At 37.0% G+C, this 20,465-nt stretch carries 16 protein-coding genes, 15 tRNA genes and 1 rRNA gene; 3 read left to right on the forward strand and 29 right to left on the reverse strand.

Annotation, left to right across the window (positions count from 1 at the left end; genetic code table 11):
• Positions 1-135 precede the first annotated feature (135 nt).
• From SPI61_RS02840 to typA, 4 genes are read right to left on the reverse strand one after another with little or no spacing between them, the layout of a single operon-like run.
• Positions 136-1,305, reverse strand: coding sequence for a MalY/PatB family protein (locus SPI61_RS02840; RefSeq protein ID WP_321136623.1), 1,170 nt, complete (start codon positions 1,303-1,305; stop codon positions 136-138).
• Entirely contained in the window at positions 1,302-2,081 is a 780-nt protein-coding gene (locus tag SPI61_RS02845) for an aminotransferase class IV (protein WP_321136624.1), read from the reverse strand. The genes SPI61_RS02840 and SPI61_RS02845 overlap by 4 nt, the downstream gene beginning before the upstream one ends.
• A gap of 8 nt (positions 2,082-2,089) precedes the next feature.
• On the reverse strand, positions 2,090-3,535 hold the full coding sequence (cls, locus tag SPI61_RS02850; RefSeq protein ID WP_321136625.1) for a cardiolipin synthase: 1,446 nt from the start codon (positions 3,533-3,535) through the stop codon (positions 2,090-2,092).
• A 20-nt stretch (positions 3,536-3,555) separates the two neighbouring features.
• Positions 3,556-5,364 carry a translational GTPase TypA gene (gene typA / locus SPI61_RS02855; RefSeq protein WP_321136626.1) on the reverse strand — a complete coding sequence of 603 codons (1,809 nt, stop codon included), beginning with the start codon at positions 5,362-5,364 and terminating at the stop codon, positions 3,556-3,558.
• Between the two features lie 272 nt (positions 5,365-5,636).
• Here typA and SPI61_RS02860 point away from each other — a divergent pair, with 272 nt between their 5' ends.
• Positions 5,637-7,277, forward strand: coding sequence for a tryptophanase (locus tag SPI61_RS02860; RefSeq protein WP_321136627.1), 1,641 nt, complete (start codon positions 5,637-5,639; stop codon positions 7,275-7,277).
• Between the two features lie 75 nt (positions 7,278-7,352).
• Here SPI61_RS02860 and SPI61_RS02865 read toward each other — a convergent pair whose 3' ends face one another.
• The 9 genes from SPI61_RS02865 to SPI61_RS02905 form a co-directional block, all read right to left on the reverse strand.
• Entirely contained in the window at positions 7,353-8,387 is a 1,035-nt protein-coding gene (locus SPI61_RS02865) for a hypothetical protein (protein ID WP_321136628.1), read from the reverse strand.
• Between the two features lie 257 nt (positions 8,388-8,644).
• Entirely contained in the window at positions 8,645-9,031 is a 387-nt protein-coding gene (locus SPI61_RS02870) for an ATP-binding protein (RefSeq protein WP_321136629.1), read from the reverse strand.
• A 129-nt stretch (positions 9,032-9,160) separates the two neighbouring features.
• Positions 9,161-10,201: a spermidine/putrescine ABC transporter substrate-binding protein gene (locus tag SPI61_RS02875; protein WP_321136630.1), complete on the reverse strand. Its 1,041-nt coding sequence runs from the start codon at positions 10,199-10,201 to the stop codon at positions 9,161-9,163.
• Positions 10,198-11,010 (reverse strand): ABC transporter permease, encoded by an 813-nt coding sequence (locus SPI61_RS02880; RefSeq protein ID WP_321136631.1) that lies wholly within the window; start codon positions 11,008-11,010, stop codon positions 10,198-10,200. Before SPI61_RS02880 ends, SPI61_RS02875 begins: the two co-directional genes overlap by 4 nt.
• Positions 11,010-11,834, reverse strand: coding sequence for an ABC transporter permease (locus SPI61_RS02885; protein ID WP_321136632.1), 825 nt, complete (start codon positions 11,832-11,834; stop codon positions 11,010-11,012). Before SPI61_RS02885 ends, SPI61_RS02880 begins: the two co-directional genes overlap by 1 nt.
• On the reverse strand, positions 11,834-12,877 hold the full coding sequence (locus tag SPI61_RS02890) for an ABC transporter ATP-binding protein (protein ID WP_321136633.1): 1,044 nt from the start codon (positions 12,875-12,877) through the stop codon (positions 11,834-11,836). The genes SPI61_RS02885 and SPI61_RS02890 overlap by 1 nt, the downstream gene beginning before the upstream one ends.
• An 18-nt stretch (positions 12,878-12,895) precedes the next feature.
• Entirely contained in the window at positions 12,896-14,056 is a 1,161-nt protein-coding gene (gene thiI / locus SPI61_RS02895; RefSeq protein WP_321136634.1) for a tRNA uracil 4-sulfurtransferase ThiI, read from the reverse strand.
• A complete protein-coding gene (locus SPI61_RS02900; protein WP_321136635.1) occupies positions 14,053-15,177 on the reverse strand; it encodes a cysteine desulfurase family protein in 1,125 nt (374 codons plus the stop codon). Before SPI61_RS02900 ends, thiI begins: the two co-directional genes overlap by 4 nt.
• A gap of 106 nt (positions 15,178-15,283) precedes the next feature.
• Positions 15,284-16,108: a hypothetical protein gene (locus SPI61_RS02905; protein ID WP_321136636.1), complete on the reverse strand. Its 825-nt coding sequence runs from the start codon at positions 16,106-16,108 to the stop codon at positions 15,284-15,286.
• 150 nt (positions 16,109-16,258) lie between these two features.
• Between SPI61_RS02905 and SPI61_RS02910 the strand changes: the two genes are divergently transcribed.
• Positions 16,259-17,233: an asparaginase gene (locus tag SPI61_RS02910; protein ID WP_321136637.1), complete on the forward strand. Its 975-nt coding sequence runs from the start codon at positions 16,259-16,261 to the stop codon at positions 17,231-17,233.
• Positions 17,233-18,114, forward strand: coding sequence for a ribonuclease H-like domain-containing protein (locus SPI61_RS02915; protein WP_321136638.1), 882 nt, complete (start codon positions 17,233-17,235; stop codon positions 18,112-18,114). Before SPI61_RS02910 ends, SPI61_RS02915 begins: the two co-directional genes overlap by 1 nt.
• Before the next feature lie 104 nt (positions 18,115-18,218).
• Here the strand turns inward: SPI61_RS02915 and SPI61_RS02920 are convergent.
• The 16 genes from SPI61_RS02920 to rrf all read right to left on the reverse strand — a co-directional run bounded on the left by SPI61_RS02920 (position 18,219) and on the right by rrf (position 20,442).
• A tRNA-Ile gene (locus SPI61_RS02920) sits at positions 18,219-18,294 on the reverse strand.
• 8 nt (positions 18,295-18,302) lie between these two features.
• Positions 18,303-18,378: transfer RNA gene (locus SPI61_RS02925), tRNA-Trp, on the reverse strand.
• A gap of 5 nt (positions 18,379-18,383) precedes the next feature.
• Positions 18,384-18,459, reverse strand: a tRNA-Phe gene (locus SPI61_RS02930).
• 8 nt (positions 18,460-18,467) lie between these two features.
• Positions 18,468-18,562: transfer RNA gene (locus tag SPI61_RS02935), tRNA-Ser, on the reverse strand.
• Between the two features lie 514 nt (positions 18,563-19,076).
• Positions 19,077-19,165: transfer RNA gene (locus SPI61_RS02940), tRNA-Ser, on the reverse strand.
• A 30-nt stretch (positions 19,166-19,195) separates the two neighbouring features.
• Positions 19,196-19,271, reverse strand: a tRNA-Lys gene (locus tag SPI61_RS02945).
• Between the two features lie 3 nt (positions 19,272-19,274).
• Positions 19,275-19,351, reverse strand: a tRNA-Gln gene (locus SPI61_RS02950).
• 3 nt (positions 19,352-19,354) lie between these two features.
• Positions 19,355-19,440 (reverse strand) — tRNA-Tyr (locus SPI61_RS02955).
• 27 nt (positions 19,441-19,467) lie between these two features.
• A tRNA-Thr gene (locus SPI61_RS02960) sits at positions 19,468-19,543 on the reverse strand.
• Between the two features lie 12 nt (positions 19,544-19,555).
• Positions 19,556-19,632 (reverse strand) — tRNA-Asp (locus SPI61_RS02965).
• Positions 19,633-19,769: 137 nt separating this feature from the next.
• Positions 19,770-19,845 (reverse strand) — tRNA-Val (locus SPI61_RS02970).
• 7 nt (positions 19,846-19,852) lie between these two features.
• A tRNA-Glu gene (locus SPI61_RS02975) sits at positions 19,853-19,927 on the reverse strand.
• Between the two features lie 9 nt (positions 19,928-19,936).
• Positions 19,937-20,012 (reverse strand) — tRNA-Met (locus SPI61_RS02980).
• Positions 20,013-20,022: 10 nt separating this feature from the next.
• Positions 20,023-20,111: transfer RNA gene (locus SPI61_RS02985), tRNA-Leu, on the reverse strand.
• A gap of 7 nt (positions 20,112-20,118) precedes the next feature.
• Positions 20,119-20,193 (reverse strand) — tRNA-Asn (locus tag SPI61_RS02990).
• A gap of 132 nt (positions 20,194-20,325) precedes the next feature.
• A 5S ribosomal RNA gene (gene rrf / locus SPI61_RS02995) occupies positions 20,326-20,442 on the reverse strand.
• Positions 20,443-20,465 lie beyond the last annotated feature (23 nt).

The following is a 20,465-nucleotide window of genomic DNA, read 5'->3' on the forward strand; positions in this document are numbered from 1 at the left end:
TTTATAACAAAATCTATTATATCAAATTCTTTTTATAATTACAAGTGTTTTATGTTTAATATTCGGTAAATTTTCTCGAGTTTGTTTTTACACATACAAAAACACTTCTCGAGTTTGAGAAGTGTTTTAATAGAATTATTTAAAATATTTTTTTAGTCTTTTTGCAGCGTCTCTTATAACTTCTGTCGGTGCGGCAAGGTTTATTCTTTCAAAACCATCCGCAACTTCTCCGAACTTATGTCCATGATCAAAAATCACAGCACAATCCTCCGCAAGAATTCTTTCTCTTTCCTCACGCGTCATATCGTATGCGCGGAAGTCGAGGAACATTAAATAAGTTCCTTCCGGTTCAACAAACTTAATCTTTGTGTCTTTAAGTTCTTCTTTCAAAACATTTTGATTTTCGATTATTTTTTCAATAAGTTGACTTAGCCATTCTTCGCATTCATTGTAGCAGATTTCAGCAGCTTTAAATCCGAGTGCGGAGGTTGCGTGCGATTGAACGCCCATAACTGCTTGTATAAAATTCTTTTTGAGCTCAGGATTTTTTATAATTGTTGTAGAAACTCCCATTCCGGCGAGATTAAATGTCTTTGATGCCGATGTGAATGTGATTGTTCTGTCTGCGAGTTCATCCGATAACGTTTGAAATACAATATGTTTGTGACCCGGCATTATTATGTCCGAGTGAATTTCATCGCTTATCAAATACAAATCGTTTTCAAGAATTATTTTCTCAAGCTTTTCAAGTTCTTCTCTTGTCCAAACGCGTGTAACCGGGTTATGAGGTGAACAGAAAAGAAGTACTTTGTTTTCTTTCGCTTTTGCAAGTTCTTCAAACTTCTCAAAGTCTATATAAAATCTGTTGTCCTTCTCAATTAGAGGAGCATCGACAAGTTTCCTTCCTTGTGAGAGCACAGCATTAAAAAACGGAAAATATACAGGAGACATAACTATTACACCGTCTCCTTCGTTTGTGAGCGATTTTACAGCGTTAAAAATCGCAGGAACGACCGCCGTGTTGTTTACCATCCATTCGTCTTTTACTTCAAAATCGTGCACTCTTTTGAGCCATGATTTCAAAGCTTCCTTGAAATCCTCATTCGCTTCGGTGTATCCAAGAACCATCTCATCCAAAAACTTTTTCAAGCCTTCGACCATTTCCGGCGGATTTTTAAATTCCATATCTGCCATTGAAAGTGGAATTATGTTAGACGGTAAATCCGGAAATTCTCTAAATGTTTTTCTGTATTTTACAGAACCTTGTTCTCTTCTTTTTGTAAGGGTTTCAAAATCGTATTTCATAAAATCTCCTTTTCTTTAAATTCTTTTTTATATTCATCTATAAATTCTCTAAATTTTTGGGCGAGTTCAATCGATAGTTCATAATCTTTTCCGCTAAGCTCTCTCCCATTTATACTTTTTATAGGCACAACGTCCATTCCCGTCCCCGAAAGTAGCGCGCCGTCAATTGTTTTAAGTTCATCAAGTGACAGTTCTCTCTCTTCAACTTCCAAAGAAAGTATCTCTTTGCACATCTTATAAAAATTCTTTTTTACAACGCCCGGCAAAGTTTTCTTTTTTGTCGGCTCAAAAATTTTCCCGTCTCTTATATAATAAAAATTTGATCGCGAACCCTCGAGCACTTCATCGCCCTTAAACAAAAGAAGTTCAAACAAATCTTTTTTGTCCATTATCTCCTGCACTTCTTTTTTGAACTCTTTTCTATAAATCTTTCTATCCGGATTCAGCCTTTCAAATTCATAAAGTCCGATTTCAACCCCGTGTTTTCTCTCAAAATCTGTAACTTCACGAATTATCATATCCTCCATAAAAACGTCTTCGCCGTCGACCATAATCATCACGCTTTCAACGTTTCTCTCAGGTTTGAAATCAGACATTATTTCCTTAATTCTATCAAACAATTCTGTTTTGTTTGCTTTTTCAAGATTTCCATAAAGTCGCTTCATGTGATCTTCAAAAAACAAATAAACCTCGTCTTCACATCTTAGAACTTCATAGATAAAATTATCGTTTAAATCCGGCTTTTCATCTAAAATTTTTCCGTTTTTATAAATCATTTTTCCTCCTATAGAATCGGACTTCCGAGCCTTGAAACATTCTCTTTTATCTTCACCCAATTGCTTCTTCTAAGATATTCCTGATATGTGAGAGAATATGAGTTTTCTCTGATATCTTGTAGAAATTTCTCCGAGAATATTTTCGCGATTTCTTCGTCGTAAATAAATGCATTTGCTTCGAAGTTTAGTTGAAAACTTCGAACGTCCATATTCGCTGTCCCCATTGAAACCATCTTGTTATCCATAATTATAACTTTCGAATGTTGGAATCCGTTTTTATAAAAATAAACCTCTCCGCCCGCTTCCAAAATTTTTCCCGCAAATGAGAGCGATGCCCAAAACACAAACGGATGGTCCCCCTTAAACGGAAGAAGCAATTTTACATTTACACCTGAAAGTATTGCGACCCTGAGGCTCTCAAGCACCGAGTCATCCGGAATAAAATACGGTGTTTCGATATAGATGCTCTCTTTCGCAGAAGAAATCATTTTTAAAAAACCGTCCTTTATGCTCGGCCACTCATTGTCAGGTCCCGAAGTCACAATTTGGCATGCGCTATTCCCATGAAACTCATTTAATTCATCTTCATATTTTACATGCCTGTTTCCTGCTGCAAAGTTAAAATCGAGGATAAATCTGTATTTCAGCATATAAACGGCGGAGCCCTTTATTTTTATAACCGAATCTCGCCATGACTCCCATTTTTTCCCGCCGTCATAATATTCATCGCCGACATTGAACCCTCCGAGATATCCGATTTTACCATCTAAAATATAAATTTTTCTGTGATTTCTATAGTTGATTCTCGGTGAAACGAAGCTCAAAAAGAACGGGAAGAATATTTCAACTTCAACTCCCGCTTCTCGCATCTTTTTTATATCTGAAGAGTGGAGTCTCCTGGAACCCATTCCGTCAATCAAGAGCTTTACATCGACTCCCTCTCTTGCTTTGTTAGTTAAAATTTTGCAGAGCTTTTTGCCCATTTTGTCGCTTCGCATAATATATGTTTGAATATAAATTGAACTCTTTGCATTTTCAATTTCTTTAAAAAGCATGTCAAAAAATTCTTCGCCGTTAAAAAGTGGCAAGAATTCATTGTCCGTAGTAAGTACAGCATCTCCGTTTCTGAAATGCATTTCAATCATATCTGCATATTCATTAAACGGAAATATTTGTTGTTTGTCCATATCGCGGTGCATAATTTGCTTTCCGCCTATGAGACCGCGGCTTTGAAGTCTGTCTTTTGCGAACTTGTCCTCAAACATTTTTCGTTTTTTAAAACTTCTTCCAAGCCATAAATATATAAAAAATCCAAATCCCGGTAAAAGAACGAGAATCGTAATCCACATCCACGTAGTGGTTGGATTACGTCTCTCCATAACGATAACCGCAATCGCAAGTATTATATTTATCCATAGTAAATTGCTTAAAATCGGTAATATCAGTTCTTTCAATTCTTCTACCTCAAATTAATCTATTTTTTTGACTTATATCTCTTTTGATTTGATAAAATCTTCTTTCTTATTCTGAGTGATTTCGGCGTTACTTCAAGAAGTTCGTCATCTTCAATAAATTCGAGTGCTTCTTCAAGAGACATCGTAATCGGCGGAACAAGCCTTAAGTTGTCGTCTGAGCCTGCAGCTCTCATATTTGTCTTTTGTTTTTCCTTACCGACGTTAACTTCAATGTCAAGTCCCTTCGGATTTTCTCCGACAATCATTCCTTCATAAACTTCAACGCCCGGTCCGATGAAGAGATTTCCTCTGTCTTGAGCTTGGAACAGTCCATATGCGGTCGATGTCGCATTTTCAAATGCAATCAAAGAACCCATTTGTCTTGTTGGAATGTCGCCCTTGTACGGTTCGAAAGCCTTAAATTCAGTATTTATAATACCTTCGCCTCTCGTGTCCGTCAAAAATTCTTGTCTGTATCCAATAAGACCTCTTGCCGGAATTTCAAAAACAAGTCTTGAATATCCGCCCCTGCTTTCGGTCATATTTTTAAGTTCCCCTTTTCTTTGTCCGAGTTTGTCCATAATCGAGCCGATATAAGCAGCGTCAACGTCAATTACCACTTCTTCAATAGGCTCGAGTTTTTGTCCATTTTCATCCCTCTTATAAAGAACTTGCGGTTTTGAAACTTGGAATTCATATCCTTCTCTTCTCATAGTTTCAATAAGAACTGAAATATGAAGTTCTCCTCTACCCTTAACGATAAAGCTGTCGGTTGAAGTCGTTTCTTCAATCTTCATCGAAACATTTGTTTCAATTTCCTTCATAAGTCTGCTTCTTAATTGTCTTGATGTTACGAACTTTCCTTCTCTACCTGCAAAAGGTGAATCATTTACACTGAAAGTCATGGAAATTGTCGGTTCGCTGATTTTTACAAATTCAATCGGCTTTTCGCCTTCAATAGTCAGAGTGTCTCCGATTTCAAGATCCGAAATCCCTGTGACAGCAACAATATTTCCGGCTGTTGAAGAGTCCACTTCAACCCTGTTTAAACCTTCAAATTCATAAAGACCTGCAATTTTTGCACGAATATGTCTGTCGGGATCATTGTGATTAACAACTATACAACTGTCGTTGTTTTTAAGCACTCCGGATTCGAGTTTACCGATTCCGATTCTTCCCAAATATTCACTGTAGTCAATCGTCGAAATCAAAAGCTTCTTCGGTCCGTTTTCATCAACATTCGGTGCCGGAATATATTTTAAAATCGCATCGAAAAGTTCATGCAAATCCTTCGCAGGTTCGAGCGCACTGTATCCGCAGTAACCGCCCCTTGCGGAAGCAAATAAAAACGGTGCTTCGAGTTGTTCGTCGCCGGCTCCGAGTTCAATAAATAAATCGAGAACCTCATCGATAACCTCGTCAACTCTCGCATCTTTTCTGTCAATTTTATTAACTATAACAATTACTTTTAAATTCAGCTCAAATGCTTTCTTCAATACAAATTTTGTTTGCGGCATCGGTCCTTCAAATGAGTCAACAAGTAAAAGGACTCCGTCCGCCATCTTCAAAACACGTTCAACTTCTCCACCGAAGTCCGCGTGGCCCGGTGTATCAATAATATTTATTTTTGTGTCATTATAAACTACAGAGGTATTCTTACTCGTAATAGTAATCCCTCTTTCACGTTCAAGGTCATTAGAGTCCATTACACGGTCTTGAACCACTTGGTTTTGCCTGAATATGCCTGATTGTTTAAGCATAGCGTCAACAAGCGTGGTCTTGCCGTGGTCAACGTGAGCAATAATGGCTATATTTCTGATATCTTTCAAATTATCATCTCCTAACGTATATTATAGCAGCCAGTCATTGATTATTCAAGTAAATAGCGGTTAAAAATAGCATGGACCACAGATTTTTATAGATTTTATAATTTTATAATATAAATTTAAATTCTTTGCATAAAATAAGTCAAATTAATTATGTTGACTTTAATATATTAAAAGTATATAATAATATTAAAGTTGTTTAAATCATCTATATTTAAACACTTTTACGTTTTTTAAGAGAGTTTTGCTCTCGAAAATCAACCAGGAGGTATATTATGACTGAAAAATATTCTTTAAACGTCCCAACACCGACGCATTTTACATATGCGGTGAGGGATTTGCCGACAGTGACAGTCGAGGAACGCGAAAGGGCTTTAAAAGCTACACACTACAATGAATTTGCATTCCCATCAGGACTTCTTACGATCGACATGCTCTCTGACTCCGGCACGACGGCAATGACAAACACTCAATGGGCTTCCCTTTTCTATGGAGACGAAGCATATGGAAGAAATACGGGGTACTATGTTCTTTTGGACACTTTCCGCGACATCTTTGAACGCGGCGGTGAAAAAAATTGGAAGAAAATTTTAGATCTTGTAAGAACGGATTGCAGAGACGTCAAAAAAATGATGGACGAAGTTTATCTTTGCGAATACGAAGGCGGTCTATTTAACGGCGGCGCCGCTCAAATGGAACGTCCGAATTCATTCATAATCCAACAAGGTCGTGCTGCTGAATCTGTGCTTATGGAAATTGTCAGAAATATTTTACAGGAAAGACATCCGGGAAAAGTTTTCACAATTCCATCAAACGGTCACTTCGACACAACCGAAGGAAATATAAAACAAATGGGCTCGATTCCTAGAAATCTTTACAACAAAGAACTGCTCTATGAAATTCCTGAAGGTGGAAAATATGACAAAAACCCGTTCAAAGGTAATATTGATCTCGAAAAACTTGAAGAGCTCATCGAAAAAGTTGAAGTAGAAAATGTTCCGTTAATCTTTATGTGTATTACAAACAATACCGTTTGCGGACAACCTGTTTCAATGGCAAATATAAGAGAGGTTAATAGAATTGCGCACAAATACGATATCCCTCTCATCTTTGACGTTGCGCGTTGGGCTGAAAATTCATATTTCATAAAGATGAACGAAGACGGCTACGAAAACAAGTCAATTGCGGAAATTGCAACTGAAATGTTCTCCTATTGCGACGGTTTTTGTATGTCCGCAAAGAAAGACGGCCACGCAAATATGGGCGGTATGCTCGCATTCAGAGACAAAGGTCTCTTCTGGCAAAAATTCTCCGACTTCAACGAAGACGGCTCAATAAAAATGGACGTCGGCGTAAGACTTAAAGTAAAACAAATTTCATGCTACGGAAACGACTCATACGGCGGAATGAGCGGCCGTGACATTATGGCATTAAGCGTCGGTCTATACGAAAGTTGCAACTTCAACTATATGGATAGCCGTGTTAAACAATGCGAATATCTCGCTCAAGGTTTTTATAAAGCCGGAGTAAAAGGCGTCGTGCTTCCTGCCGGAGGGCATGCGGTCTACATCAATATGGACGAATTCTTCGACGGAAAACGCGGTCACGAAACTTTTGCAGGTCAAGGCTTCTCATTGGAACTCATCAGAAGATACGGCATAAGAGTTGCCGAACTCGGCGATTTCTCAATGGAATATGACTTGAAAACTCCTGAACAACAAGCTGAACTCGCAAACGTCGTTCGTTTTGCAATAGACAGAAGCAGACTCACACAAGAACATCTCGACTATGTAATCGCCGCTGTAAAAGCGCTCTATGAAGACAGAGAAAGCATTCCGAACATGCGAATCCTTTGGGGACACAATCTCCCTATGAGACATTTCCACGCATTCTTGGAACCATATGAAAATAAATAAAAATAAAATATAAGGCGACAGAGCTTAAAAGCTTTGCCGCCTTTTTGTTTGAAATTGTTTTTTATAAATATATATTTAATTAATAAAACCTACAACATCCGATAGAAATTTTTGCGAACCGTCTTTGTTAATCTTTATGGTGTATACGTTTTCAACATAGTTTATATCATTTTCATCGGTTTTTATTAATAGTGCGGAATAAAGTTTGAAATCTTTGAATTCCTCGACGCTCTCTTTTAATGAAATATATTCTCCAACATATAAAATGTTACTGTAATTTATATTGATTTCACTTATAAAGCCTGACTTAAATCTCTCCAACTCACTGATTTTAATTTTTATATATTCATCCGAATTGTACATTTTCTTTTCCATTAAAGCTACTTCTTTGTCTACCGGATTAGGTACAGACTTCCACTTGAGATCATATTTTTTATTGTATGAGTAAATATCTTCACGCTTAAAAATCTGAAGATTGAAAAATGGAATTGAAATTTTAGTATTTAAATTTTGAGGCAATAAACTTAAATCGGTAGAGTTCAAAATGAAGTCCCTTTTTATTTTATTTATATCTTTAATATCAACATCCCCTGCAACTATTACAACCGGATTATTCTCTTTAGTATCGACATAATTAATTCCACTTTTTTCTGTAATTTCCCAATCATAAGCGGTAATTATAATCCCCTTAAAAAAGTCTTTAAAATAAACTTTGCCTAGTAAAAATTCATCTCTATTACGGAAACCCGAATATTTATATTGCCCATCTACATATGAATTTTTTGGGCTATACGACAAATTTTTCGTATTCCATCCGCTTTCACTCACCGCTCCTCGCTCAACAAAAAAATCTTTCCAACGCTTTAATATTTTGACATCCTCGGTATATATACTGCCTATGAAATTGTCCGAAGAAAAAAGATTATGATTATAATCCAAGTCTAAAAAAATTTCAGTCTCTCTCCACTCCCCATTTTTATAAATATATGCAGTGGTTGCTTTTTTATAAGAAAAATTCAAAAAATAAAATCTAAATATAAACAAAATAAAAAGCACTATTAAAATTGAAATCCGGATCCTATTTAATTTTTGAACGCGTAAATTTTGCATTTAAACCATATCACTCCTATGTTTTTGAACATAAGCTTCTTTTTAAAAAATTTAGAAAACCTCTTTATAATAAATCTAAATCTTTTAGCAAATAATAACGATTCTTTAAATTCTTTTATCACTTTTTAATAATCTAATCAATAGATGCATATTTAAAATTTGCAAGCGATATTTATCACATATATAAAATTTTAAATAAAAAAAAATACCCCTTAATATTATCATTTAAGGAGTACGAATCATAACATTGACAAATTTTATAAGTATTTCACGCATTCGACACGATTTTTACAAGCTTCAAACTTGTCAACAACCGCATCTACAAGACAAAGTCCTCTTCCTCCGACAAATTCGGAGTTATGTTCTTTATTCGGCTTGATAGAGTCAATTCCACAGCCCTGATCTTTAACAACTATTTTGATTTCGGAATCCTGAATGTGTACATATACCGTTATCAACTTTTCCGGATCAAGTCTGTTCCCATGGAGTGCAGAGTTTATTGTAAGTTCGTTTAAAATAAGTTTTACGTCAAAAATAACATCTTCGTCGGTGATATATTCACGAACAAGTTCTACCAGTTTTGAATTAAATTCTTGTATTCTTTCTATGTCAGTCTCAACCGACTCTGAAAAATCAAGTAGCATACCTCTCACTCCTTTCTATTAATAAATACCCACAATAACATTTTTTAAACAAATTTTTCACCATTTTAATGAATTCTTTTCATAAATTATCCCCAAGAAACATAAAAAAGAGGAGTTTCAAACTCCCCTCTATTTTTTCTTGTACCCACTTTGAAATTCGGTCCAAATCCTGTCATATAGTTTCAATTTTTGAGACGGATCTTCGAAAATCTCAAATTTTGTCATGTCGGTTCTGTCCGGATAGAGCGCTTCATTATCCACCAAAGACTCCGGAAGATATTTTTTTGCTTCGCTTTCAACCGTCGCATATTGCAAATATTCTGCATTTCTTGCAGCGATCTCAGGTCTTAACAGAAAGTTTAAAAAGTCGTGCGCTCTGCTTATATTTCTGGCGTTTTTAGGAATTGCCGCAACGTCAAACCAAAGGTTTGTACCCTCTTCCGGGAGAATATATTTGTATTTCGGATTTTCATCGATTATAACTCCGGCATCTCCCGAATAAACAACTCCGATATTTGCATCCTCTGCGATTAAAATATCTTTTATCTCATCGCCCAAATATGCGTATACAAGAGGCTTTTGATCTATAAGCTCGTACTTTGCTTCCTCAAGCTCCGTTTCTTCGAAGGTATTCATGCTGTAACCGAGTTTTTTTAATGCAATCATCAAAATATCGCGTTGTGAATAATATAAAACCATATCTTTTTTGTATTTTTCATCCCACAAATCCGCCCATTTGCTGAACCCTTCCGGATATTTCTCAGTATTATAAATTATTCCAACTGTTCCCCAAAAGAACGGAACGCTATATTTATTTTCTTTGTCGTAACTCATTCCCGTCAAATCTTTGTCGACATATTTAAAATTATCAAGTTTATTAAAGTCAAGTTCGTTTAAAAGACCTTCGTTTGCCATTCTCTCGAGCATATAATCCGACGGAAAGATGACGTCCATCGGTTCTGATGAGTTTTTGATTCTAACATAAAGGTCTTCGTTCGTCGCAAATTCCTGATAGACAACTTCCACATTATACTCTTCTTCAAACTCTTTAACAACGTCCATATCCATGTAGTCGCCCCAGTTATATACATAAAGTTTTTCGCCGTCGTCATTGCATCCGGTGATAAATAATGCGGCTATAATTACAATAAAAGGGATTAATTTCTTCATTCCGATTCACCCATTCCCATTTTAAGCATTGCTTCTTTTTTCTTTTCAAATTTATTTTTTCTTACATTTATAACGATTACAAGTGCAATCATTATGATAAACATCAAGGTTGAAAGTGCATTTATGACCGGATTTATTCCACGCCTTGCCATCGAATAAACAGTGATTGAAATGTTTTGAATGCCCTTTCCGGTTGTAAAAAAGCTGACCGCAAAGTCATCTATCGAAAGCGTGAACGCCATAAGAGCACCGCTTAAAATTCCCGGTTTAATTTCCGGAAGTATTACATATTTAAAGGCTTCCCACCTTGTCGAGCCGAGGTCGAGTGCCGCTTCGTATAAATTCGGATTCATCATAGAGAGTCTAGGCATGACATTAAACACGACATATGGAGTTGTAAATGCCACATGACTCAAAATTATCGTCAAATATCCGAAGTCGAGTTTTATAAAATTGTATAGCGCAACAAGACTTACTGCAATGACTATGTCCGGATTTAAAATCGGAAGATAGTTTAACTCCATAAAGAATTTATTAACTCTCCCACCTGCTCTAAAAAGCCCTATCGCACCGATTGTGCCGATGATTGTTGCCATTATTGTGGATAGAACGCCAATCAAAATCGTGTTGTAAAAGCTCATCAAAACTTCTTTGCTCTGAAAAAGTTCCTGATACCATTTGAGACTGAACCCGCCCCAAACAACTCTCGATTTTGTTGCATTGAACGAATAAATTATGAGTATTATAATCGGCAGATAAAAAAACAGATAAATGAGTGAAATATATAAATTTTTTAAAATCTTTTTCATTATATAATTCCTCCTTCAATTCCGTCTTCATCGGCATTTTTAAGACTGAATTTTATAAGCACCAAAATAATAATTATGAGCACTATACTTATCGCTGAGCCGAAATTCCAATCGCCTGTATATCTGAATTGTTGCTCGATGATGTTCCCGATTAAGTTTATATTGTTTCCTCCGAGAAGTTGCGAGATAACAAATGTGGAGATTGCCGGAATAAATGTCATTGTTATCCCTGTAATAACGCCACCTTTTGTAAGCGGAAATATAATCTTTCTAAACACTTCCTGCGGTGTTGCTCCAAGGTCGTATCCCGCCTCGATATATCCGTAGTCTAGCTTTGTTATTGCGGTAAAAATCGGAAGAATCATGAACGGCAAATAGTTGTATACCATTCCAATCATTATAGAGAAGTTGTTATACATAAGTTCAAGCTGTCCTATGCCGATTTTAACCAAAAAGCTGTTTACGAGTCCGTTTCTGCCAAGAAGTGTGAGCCATGCATATGTCCTTAAAAGAAAATTCATCCACATCGGAATCATAATTAAAATCATATAAATATCTCTATTTTTCTTTTTTGCAATGAACCAAGCAAAGGGATAACCAATCAATAGGCAGATTAATGTCGAAAAAAATGCAAGCTTAAACGACGCCCAAAGTATACTTAAATAAATCGGACTGAAGAATCTTTTAAAGTTTGCAAGACTAAAAACCGTTTTTCCCGACTCTTCAACAGAAAACCCAAGAAACACGATTAAAACTATCGGAGCAAGAATAAAAAATATCGCCCAAAGTCCATAAAAAAGGACCGGTAATTTAAGCTTTTTCATTACTCTTTCCTCATAACGTGTATATTTTCAGGCGCAACAGTAATGTAAACCTCGCTGTCTTCGACAGGAGCAACTGTGCTTTTCGCCTTCCAAATAGTGTCGTTAATATTTATCAAAATTTCGTAGTGAACACCTCTGAAAATTACGTTTTCAACAGTTCCTTTGATTCTACTTTCGCCGTCTTCGTGCATAATTTCTACATCCTCAGGTCTTATAACGACGTCCACCTTTTCTCCCGGTCTGAACCCCTTGTCCACACACGGGAATGTTGTATTGTTGAAACTTACACTGTAGTCGTGATTGAAAACGCCTTCGCTGATATTGCTTTCGCCTATAAAATCTGCAACAAACGAGTTCGCAGGTTCATTGTAAATATCAATCGGCTTTCCAAGTTGTTCGATAATTCCCTCATTCATGACTGCGATTCTGTCGCTCATGGAAAGAGCTTCTTCCTGGTCATGTGTAACAAAAATAAAAGTTATACCAAGCTCCCATTGCATATTTATAAGCTCTGTTTGCATGCCCTTTCTGAGTTTATTGTCAAGAGCTCCGAGCGGCTCGTCCAATAGAAGAATCTCCGGCTCGTTCACAAGTGCCCTTGCAATTGCAATTCTTTGTTGTTGTCCGCCCGACAAGCTTGTGACCGACCTTGTCGCATATTTCGGCAAATTTACAAGTTCGAGCATTTTGTATACTCTTTTTTTGATTTCGGATTCGTCAGTTTTTTTCAAACGAAGTCCGAAAGCTATATTGTCATAGACATTTAAATATGGGAAAAGTGCATATTTTTGGAAAACAGTATTCACGCGTCTTTTGTTCGGCGGAATATTGGTTATATCTTTTCCTTCAAAGATAATTTTTCCCGAATCCGGATATGCAAATCCCCCAATCAGTCTGAGAGTTGTGGTTTTTCCACAACCCGATGGCCCCAAGAGAGTCAAAAACTCACCTTTTTTTATATCGAGCGAAACATTATCCAAAACGACTTCGCCGTCATAAGATTTTCTTAAATTTTGTAATGATAAAAAGCTATCTTGTTCCATCTGTTCACTTCCTTTAAATTATTTTATTTTATATGATTCACGTTTATTGAAAATTTCCTCTTCTATTTCAAGATAATTGATTTTCGATTCCTCCTCAAGCACTTGCTCAAGTGTCGGATTTGTCTTAGGATGCTTTGCAACAAAAACCGTGCAGCAGTCCTCAAAAGGCTCGATTGACTTTTCATATGTGCCAAACTTTCTTGCAAGGTCGATAATCTCCGTCTTGTCGTATGTTATGAGAGGCCGTAATATAATTAAATCCGTCACCGGATCCACCACGCTCATCCCCGGAAGCGTTTGGCTTGCAACTTGTCCCAAATTTTCACCCGTGACAAGCGCAGTTCTGTCGTTGTCCTTTGCCATGAGAGTTGCGAGTCTTGTCATGGATCTTCTTTGTAGAAGTGTCGTAAATCTTATATCGCAGTTCTTTGTAATTGCCTCCTGTATTGGGAATAAGTTGAACGAAAAGAGCATTCCGTAAGGTTCATATTCCGTGCAGAGTTCAGCAAGTTCCTTTGTCTTTAAAAAGCTCCTCTTCGATGTAAAAGGATATGAGTGGAAATGTATGTAATCCACTTGAAGTCCTCTTTTCATAGCAAGAATCGAAGCCACCGGAGAGTCAATTCCTCCCGACAAAAGACTCAAAACTCTTCCATTCGAGCCTACCGGCATTCCGCCGAGCGCTTTTATTCTTCCCGGTGATACGAATGATGTTTTTCTTACATCAACTCTAATAATTCGGTCCGGATTTTTCACATCAACTGTCAGTCCCAAATTTTCTTTTAAAACTGCACCGCCGACAAGCCTGCTTATCTCAGGGCTTTTAATTGGGAAGCTTTTATCGACTCTCTTTGATTCAATCTTAAAAGTCTTAAAAGGCGCTCTTTGAAGTTCAAATTTCACCGCATGAATAGCAGCTTCAAAAATCTTATCCAAAGTTGACTCTGTTTCAAACTGCGGAGCAATATAACTTATTCCGAAAATCTTTTGAAGACGTCTCACCGTCTCAGCATTATCGTCAGAATATATGAACACTTTCGACTGATCAAACTTAAAATCCGGATTTAAATCGGAGAGCGTCGCCTTTAAATTCTTTCGAAGTTCCCTTTCAAAAAACGGTTTATTATCTTTTTTCAGTGCAATCTCGCCATAGCTGACGGAAACACATTCCCTTATCATTTCATCAACTCCCTTATAACCGAAACATACTCTTTTATCTTTTGAGCTGCAAATTTCACTTCATCCTTTGTGTTGTAATCACCGAATGAAATCCTTATCGTTCCGCCCGCATAATCATCCGGAACATTCATTGCAATAAGGCTTCTCGATTTTTTTGAGGCGTGACTTGAACATGCGCTCGATGTGCTTACATAAATCTCATCACCCTCAAGCATATGAACCAGCGCCTCACCTTTAACATTTTTAAACGAAATATTTAATATATTCGGAACAAAATTTATCGGTTCATTTATAATCTTGTCCTCGACATCTTTAAGCCCTTCAATCATTGTATTTCTCATTTCATAAGCATTCTTTTGAAATGCTTCAACTGAATTTATAGATTCTTTAAGCGCTTCAAGCGTTGCAAAAATGCCGCCCACATTTTCCGTTGACGAGCGCATCTTGTCTTCCTGACCACCTCCGAGAAGAAGCGGATTTATTTTTATATCATTTAAATATAAAATTCCCGTACCTTTAAGACCGTGAAACTTATGTGGACTTATTGCAATTCCATTTAAATTTGAATTTCTTAAATCAATCGGTGTCTTTCCAATCGCTTGAACGCAATCGGAAAACACCTTTATATTAGGATATTTTTCCTTAACTGCTTTTGAAATTCCTACAATATCATTTAAAGCGCCAATCTCGTTGTTTACCGCCATTATTGCAACAAGCGAAGTGTTTTCCCTTACACTCTCCAAAACCATTTCAGGCGTAACAATTCCATTTATCGGCTCGAGATATGTAACCTCCCCGCCGTTATCTTCAAAATATCTTGCGTTTTCATATACAGCAGAATGTTCATAGAGAGTTGTTATCAAATGTTCTCCCGGTTTTAAAAAACCTTTAAAAAACGTATTAATAGACTCAGTTGCTGAAGACGTAAAATAAATTTCTCCATTTTGTGCTCCAAGCAATTTTTTGATTTCATCTCTCACATTCTTTAACTTAAAAAAAACCTCCTCGCCAAAACTGTGTATGGCAGAAGGATTTCCCCATAATTCAGTCTGTGCAAGTAAATAAGCGTCTAAAACATTCTTGCTCGGTTTAGTTGTTGCTGCATTGTCAAGATATATCATATTTTTCACCCCGTACCTTAAATAATATCAAAAAAACTGTGATTTTTCAATAGCTGATTAGATTTAGAATAAATTTAACAAATAAAAAAAGCCCTCGCTGTGAGAGCTAATTCTTAAAAATTTCTTCAAATGCTTCAGAAATATATTCTTCATTTTCATCCATGATTTTTTCGATTTCAATCGTGTTCATTGTCGATTCTGCTCCGCTAATATATGAATGAATATAGATTTTAAAACTTTCATATGTCGGATAATCTCCAAAAATTAAATCGATTTCATCCTCATTCATCGAGCGAACCTCTTCTACAGCTTCTTCAATCAAACTGTCGCTTGAATTTTTGCCCGCATTATTTTCTCTATAATCATCCAAAAGCTCCATATAAAACTCGTTTAAGAACTCATGGTTTTCTTCTGCAAACTTTGACTTTTCAGACGAACTCATATTCGGTTTATACAAATCAATATTGTCAAATATAATTTGCTCAAAATCGTCAAAACTCATCCTATCGTCAAATTTTATGTCGCCATTTTTTATCTTCGTTTCAATCTTATCTTTGAAATCATCAATTGAATCTTCATCTTCTTCATTTAGAATATATTCATCGAAAAATTCTTTAATCTCATCTTTTTCGTCTTTCAAAAATGCATCGACTTCGTCTTTTGATTTTGCAACTTTTGAAAGTTCATCGTGAATATAATTATACAAATCTTGGAATAATGGATTTTCTCCAAAATCAGATTTTAAATCTTCCAGAGTTTTTGATTTTAACTCATTTAAAATTGATTCATATTTTGCTTCCAATTCTTCAGTAATATCTTTCTCTATTTCCGTTTTTTTATTTTTTTCATCCCAGCCTTCCGGTTTTTCCGTCCTTTCGCAACCGAATAAAAATATAGTAAAAACCATTAATAGTAAAACCTTTTTCTTCATACATATTCCTCCCTTTTTGTATAAATACCCATAAAACAAAATATATAAACTGATAAAGTTATAAATGTATTTAAATAAAGCTTTATTAATTTAGAAAATCCATTGATTTTTTTAAAACTTTAATATAAACTATTTATAGAGGTGAATAATATGAAAAATATTGTAGTCGTAATGACAGGCGGTACAATCGCAATGAGAATAGACCCAAATCTAAGAGCTGCAATTCCATCTTTAAGCTCTGAAGAATTGATTGGAGAAGTAAAAACTCATATAAAAGACACGCAAATACGTGAAAAAGAATTATTTAACATACCAAGCGGTCACATAACACCGGAACGTATGACTGAAATCAGACAAGCTGTTGTTGAAGCTCTAAGCGACCCTGAAAACGTCGGAGTAATTGTAACACATGGTACAGATACTCTCGAGGAAACTGCATACTATCTCGACATCTCAATCGACAACGAAAAACCGATCGTAATGACCGGAGCTATGAGAAACGCAAGTGAACTCGGATATGACGGAGAGCTCAATCTTACAGCGTCTATTGCAACTATACTTAACGAAGAAAGCAGAGGCCTTGGTACTCTTGTTGTCATGAACAACGAAGTCCACAGCGCAGCACAAGTCACAAAGACAAACACACTTTCCGTCAACACTTTTAAATCCCCTGAGCTCGGACCTCTTGGAATCATTGATAACGACGAAGTACTATACTATAGACGAGAAAAATCCGTAAAAAAAGTAATTGTGGACACTCTCGAACCGAAAATCGCACTCATAAAAATGGCTGCCGGTGTTGAAGGAGATATTATAGATTTTTATATTGACAACGGATACAAAGGCATAGTTATTGAAGCGCTCGGTCGTGGAAATGTTCCTCCTGCAACTCTTCCTTCAATAAACAGAGCCCTTGAACTGAACATTCCTATAGTTCTTGTCAGCCGCTGCGCAACCGGTCGTGTTCTTGGAAGCTATGGATATCTCGGTGGTGGTAAAGGACTCTTCGAATCAGGCGTAATAAACGGCGGATATCTCCCGGGACACAAAGCAAGAATCGCACTTATGGCACTTGTTGCTGCAAATAAATCCAAAGAAGAGATGGAACAATTCTTTAAGATATAATGATTGATATTATAAACTACGAGGACCCATACAAACCGTCGATATACAATCGAACGGACGACATTTATCTCGACATTGAAACAACAGGTCTCAAAAGAAACTCAGACTACGCATGGGTTATAGGAGCCGCATTTGTAAAAGAAGATAAAATTGAATCAAAACAAATATTCATAAAGTCTAAAGACGATGAAAAAGAAAGCCTTCTTTATCTCAATGAGCTTCTTAAAAATAAACAAAGAATTGTAACGTTTAACGGAAACATATTCGATATACCGTTTCTAAACGAAAGAGCAGATGCATATGGAGTTACACTGAACTTTCCTCAAGAACAATATGATTTATATGAACTCATAAGAAAACACAACAAATTTTTGATGATAAAGAGAATCAATCTAAAAACTGCTGAAAAGTTTATGAGAATTGAACGTAACGATCCGCTCGCAGGTAAAGAAACTCTTACTCTTTATAAAACATATGTCGAGACCGGATATGAATATCTAAAAAAATCACTCTTAAACCATAACTACTACGACATAAAAAATTTGCCGCCGCTTATGAATGTGAATGCCGTCATAAAAAATTACAACACCTTATATGATACTAGATTTGTAATAAACGACTTCTATACAATTGGAAACAGCATAATTACTGAACTTATATGTAGACGACCGATTCCGGAAGTGAGTATTTTTGACGGCGATATTTCGATTGAAGGAAATATGAACTTCCTTCAAATAAAGTTCACACTTCAAAAAGCTATGAAAGACGGAATGGAACTACTGTATTTCGGCGACACAAAAAAAGTTGTAAAATGGGAAAGAATATACTACACAATTCTTAGAGAAAGAATTGAAGAAACTATAAAAAAATATGGAATTTAATATGTACTAAAAAAGACCGGGAAGCTCTCGGTCTTTTGCTTTATGTATTCTTGAAATAAAAAATGTACATCAATGATTGAAATCAACCAAATGTACATCTGTAGTGGTGGGCCTTCGGGGATTTGAACCCAGGACCGACCGGTTATGAGCCGGGTGCTCTAACCACTGAGCTAAAGGCCCTTGAATATTGGCAGGGGTAGCAGGACTCGAACCCACGGCATTCGGTTTTGGAGACCGACGTTCTACCAACTGAACTATACCCCTACAAATGGTGCTCCGAACCGGAATCGAACCAGTGACACGTAGATTTTCAGTCTACTGCTCTACCGACTGAGCTATCGGAGCATAATAAATGGCGGAGAAGGAGGGATTTGAACCCTCGCGCCGCTAAAAACACGACCTATACCCTTAGCAGGGGCACCTCTTCAGCCAACTTGAGTACTTCTCCAAAGGTTTATATAATATAAATATCATAAAGGTATCAATTAAATCTAAACCTTTATGAATCTTAATTAAAAAAATTTAGTTTTAAATTGCTATAAAAACAAAATGGCGGAGAAGGAGTTTCCTATCGTCCGGCCTGCGCATTTCTTTTTCCTCGCTATTCGCTCGGGAAATGCTTGGCGTTTAAGCCCTAACCCAAGAGAGCGACCGTAAGGGAAGCTCGATTGGCTTGTAGGTCTAACGCAACTTGTTGTTCAAGAGAACGAGCTTTGCGAAGTTCGATTGATAACAACAATCTGCGGAGAGAATCCCACCTGTATACATTATAAAAATATATACAAAATGTGAGTTTATATATGATTCGAAACAAAATGGCGGAGAAGGTGTTTCCTATCGTCCGGCCTGCGCATTTCTTTTTCCTCGCTATTCGCTCGGGAAATGCTTGGCGTTCGAATCCCACCTGTATACATTATAAAAATATATACAAAATGTGAGTTTATATATGATTCGAAACAAAATGGCGGAGAAGGTGGGATTCGAACCCACGTGGGCTTGCGCCCTAACGGTTTTCAAGACCGCCCCGTTATGACCGCTTCGGTACCTCTCCATAAAACCACAAACTATGTGGCAAAATATTTGGTGACCCATCCGAGATTCGAACTCGGGACACCTTGATTAAAAGTCAAGTGCTCTGCCGACTGAGCTAATGGATCAAATGGCTGGGGTAACAGGACTCGAACCTGTGGAATGCAAGAGTCAAAGTCTTGTGCCTTACCGACTTGGCTATACCCCAACATGGTGGATGAGAGTGGATTCGAACCACTGAAAGCAAAGCTAACGGATTTACAGTCCGTCCCCTTTGGCCAACTTGGGTACTCATCCATATTGAAAACATTAGTGTAAAATAAATGGAGCTGGTGATAGGACTTGAACCCACAACCTACTGATTACAAATCAGTTGCTCTACCGATTGAGCTACACCAGCATAAATATAAAATGGCGACCCGGAACGGATTCGAACCGTCGACCTCCAGCGTGACAGGCTGGCATTCTAACCAACTGAACTACCGGGCCAAATTAAATTTTAAATCGAATAATGTAATAACCCCAGTTCAAAGTTATGCCATCCATTCACAACAGTTTTATTCTAACATAACATTCACAAAATGTCAATAGTTTTTTAATAAAAATTATATATTATTTAATTTTTATGGTGGACGATACAGGGCTCGAACCTGTGACCCCCTGCTTGTAAGGCAGATGCTCTCCCAGCTGAGCTAATCGTCCAGGAAAATGGTGACCCTACCGAGATTCGAACTCGGGATACCGCCGTGAAAGGGCGATGTCTTAACCGCTTGACCATAGGGCCGTATAAAAATGGTTGCGGGGGAAGGATTTGAACCTCCGACCTTCGGGTTATGAGCCCGACGAGCTGCCAACTGCTCCACCCCGCGATATAGAAAATGGTGCCGAGGACCGGAATCGAACCGGTACGGTGTGTTACCACCGCAGGATTTTAAGTCCTGTGCGTCTGCCAGTTTCGCCACCCCGGCATTTAAGTGGCGCTTGTGATAGGGCTCGAACCTATAGCCTATCGGTTAACAGCCGATTGCTCTACCATTGAGCTACACAAGCATTGCTCATTATTTGCATACTTGTCTGTTTTTCAAGCCTTACTTAATTGCAGACATAAAAATTAATCCTTAAATATAAAACTTAATAATTAAAGAGAAAATTACAACGAATTTTCTCTTTAGTTATTATATAGTGCGGCTTCGTCTTAATCTCCCGGGAGGTCGCCCTCCGAGTACCTTCAGCGATGCAAGGCTTAACTTCTGTGTTCGGCATGGGTACAGGTGGTTCCCTTGCTCTATTAAAACCGCGCTAACCTTAAACTAAATATCTAA

It is taken from the genome of Ezakiella sp. (assembly GCF_034180565.1).
Taxonomy (GTDB): Bacteria; Bacillota; Clostridia; order Tissierellales; family Peptoniphilaceae; genus Ezakiella.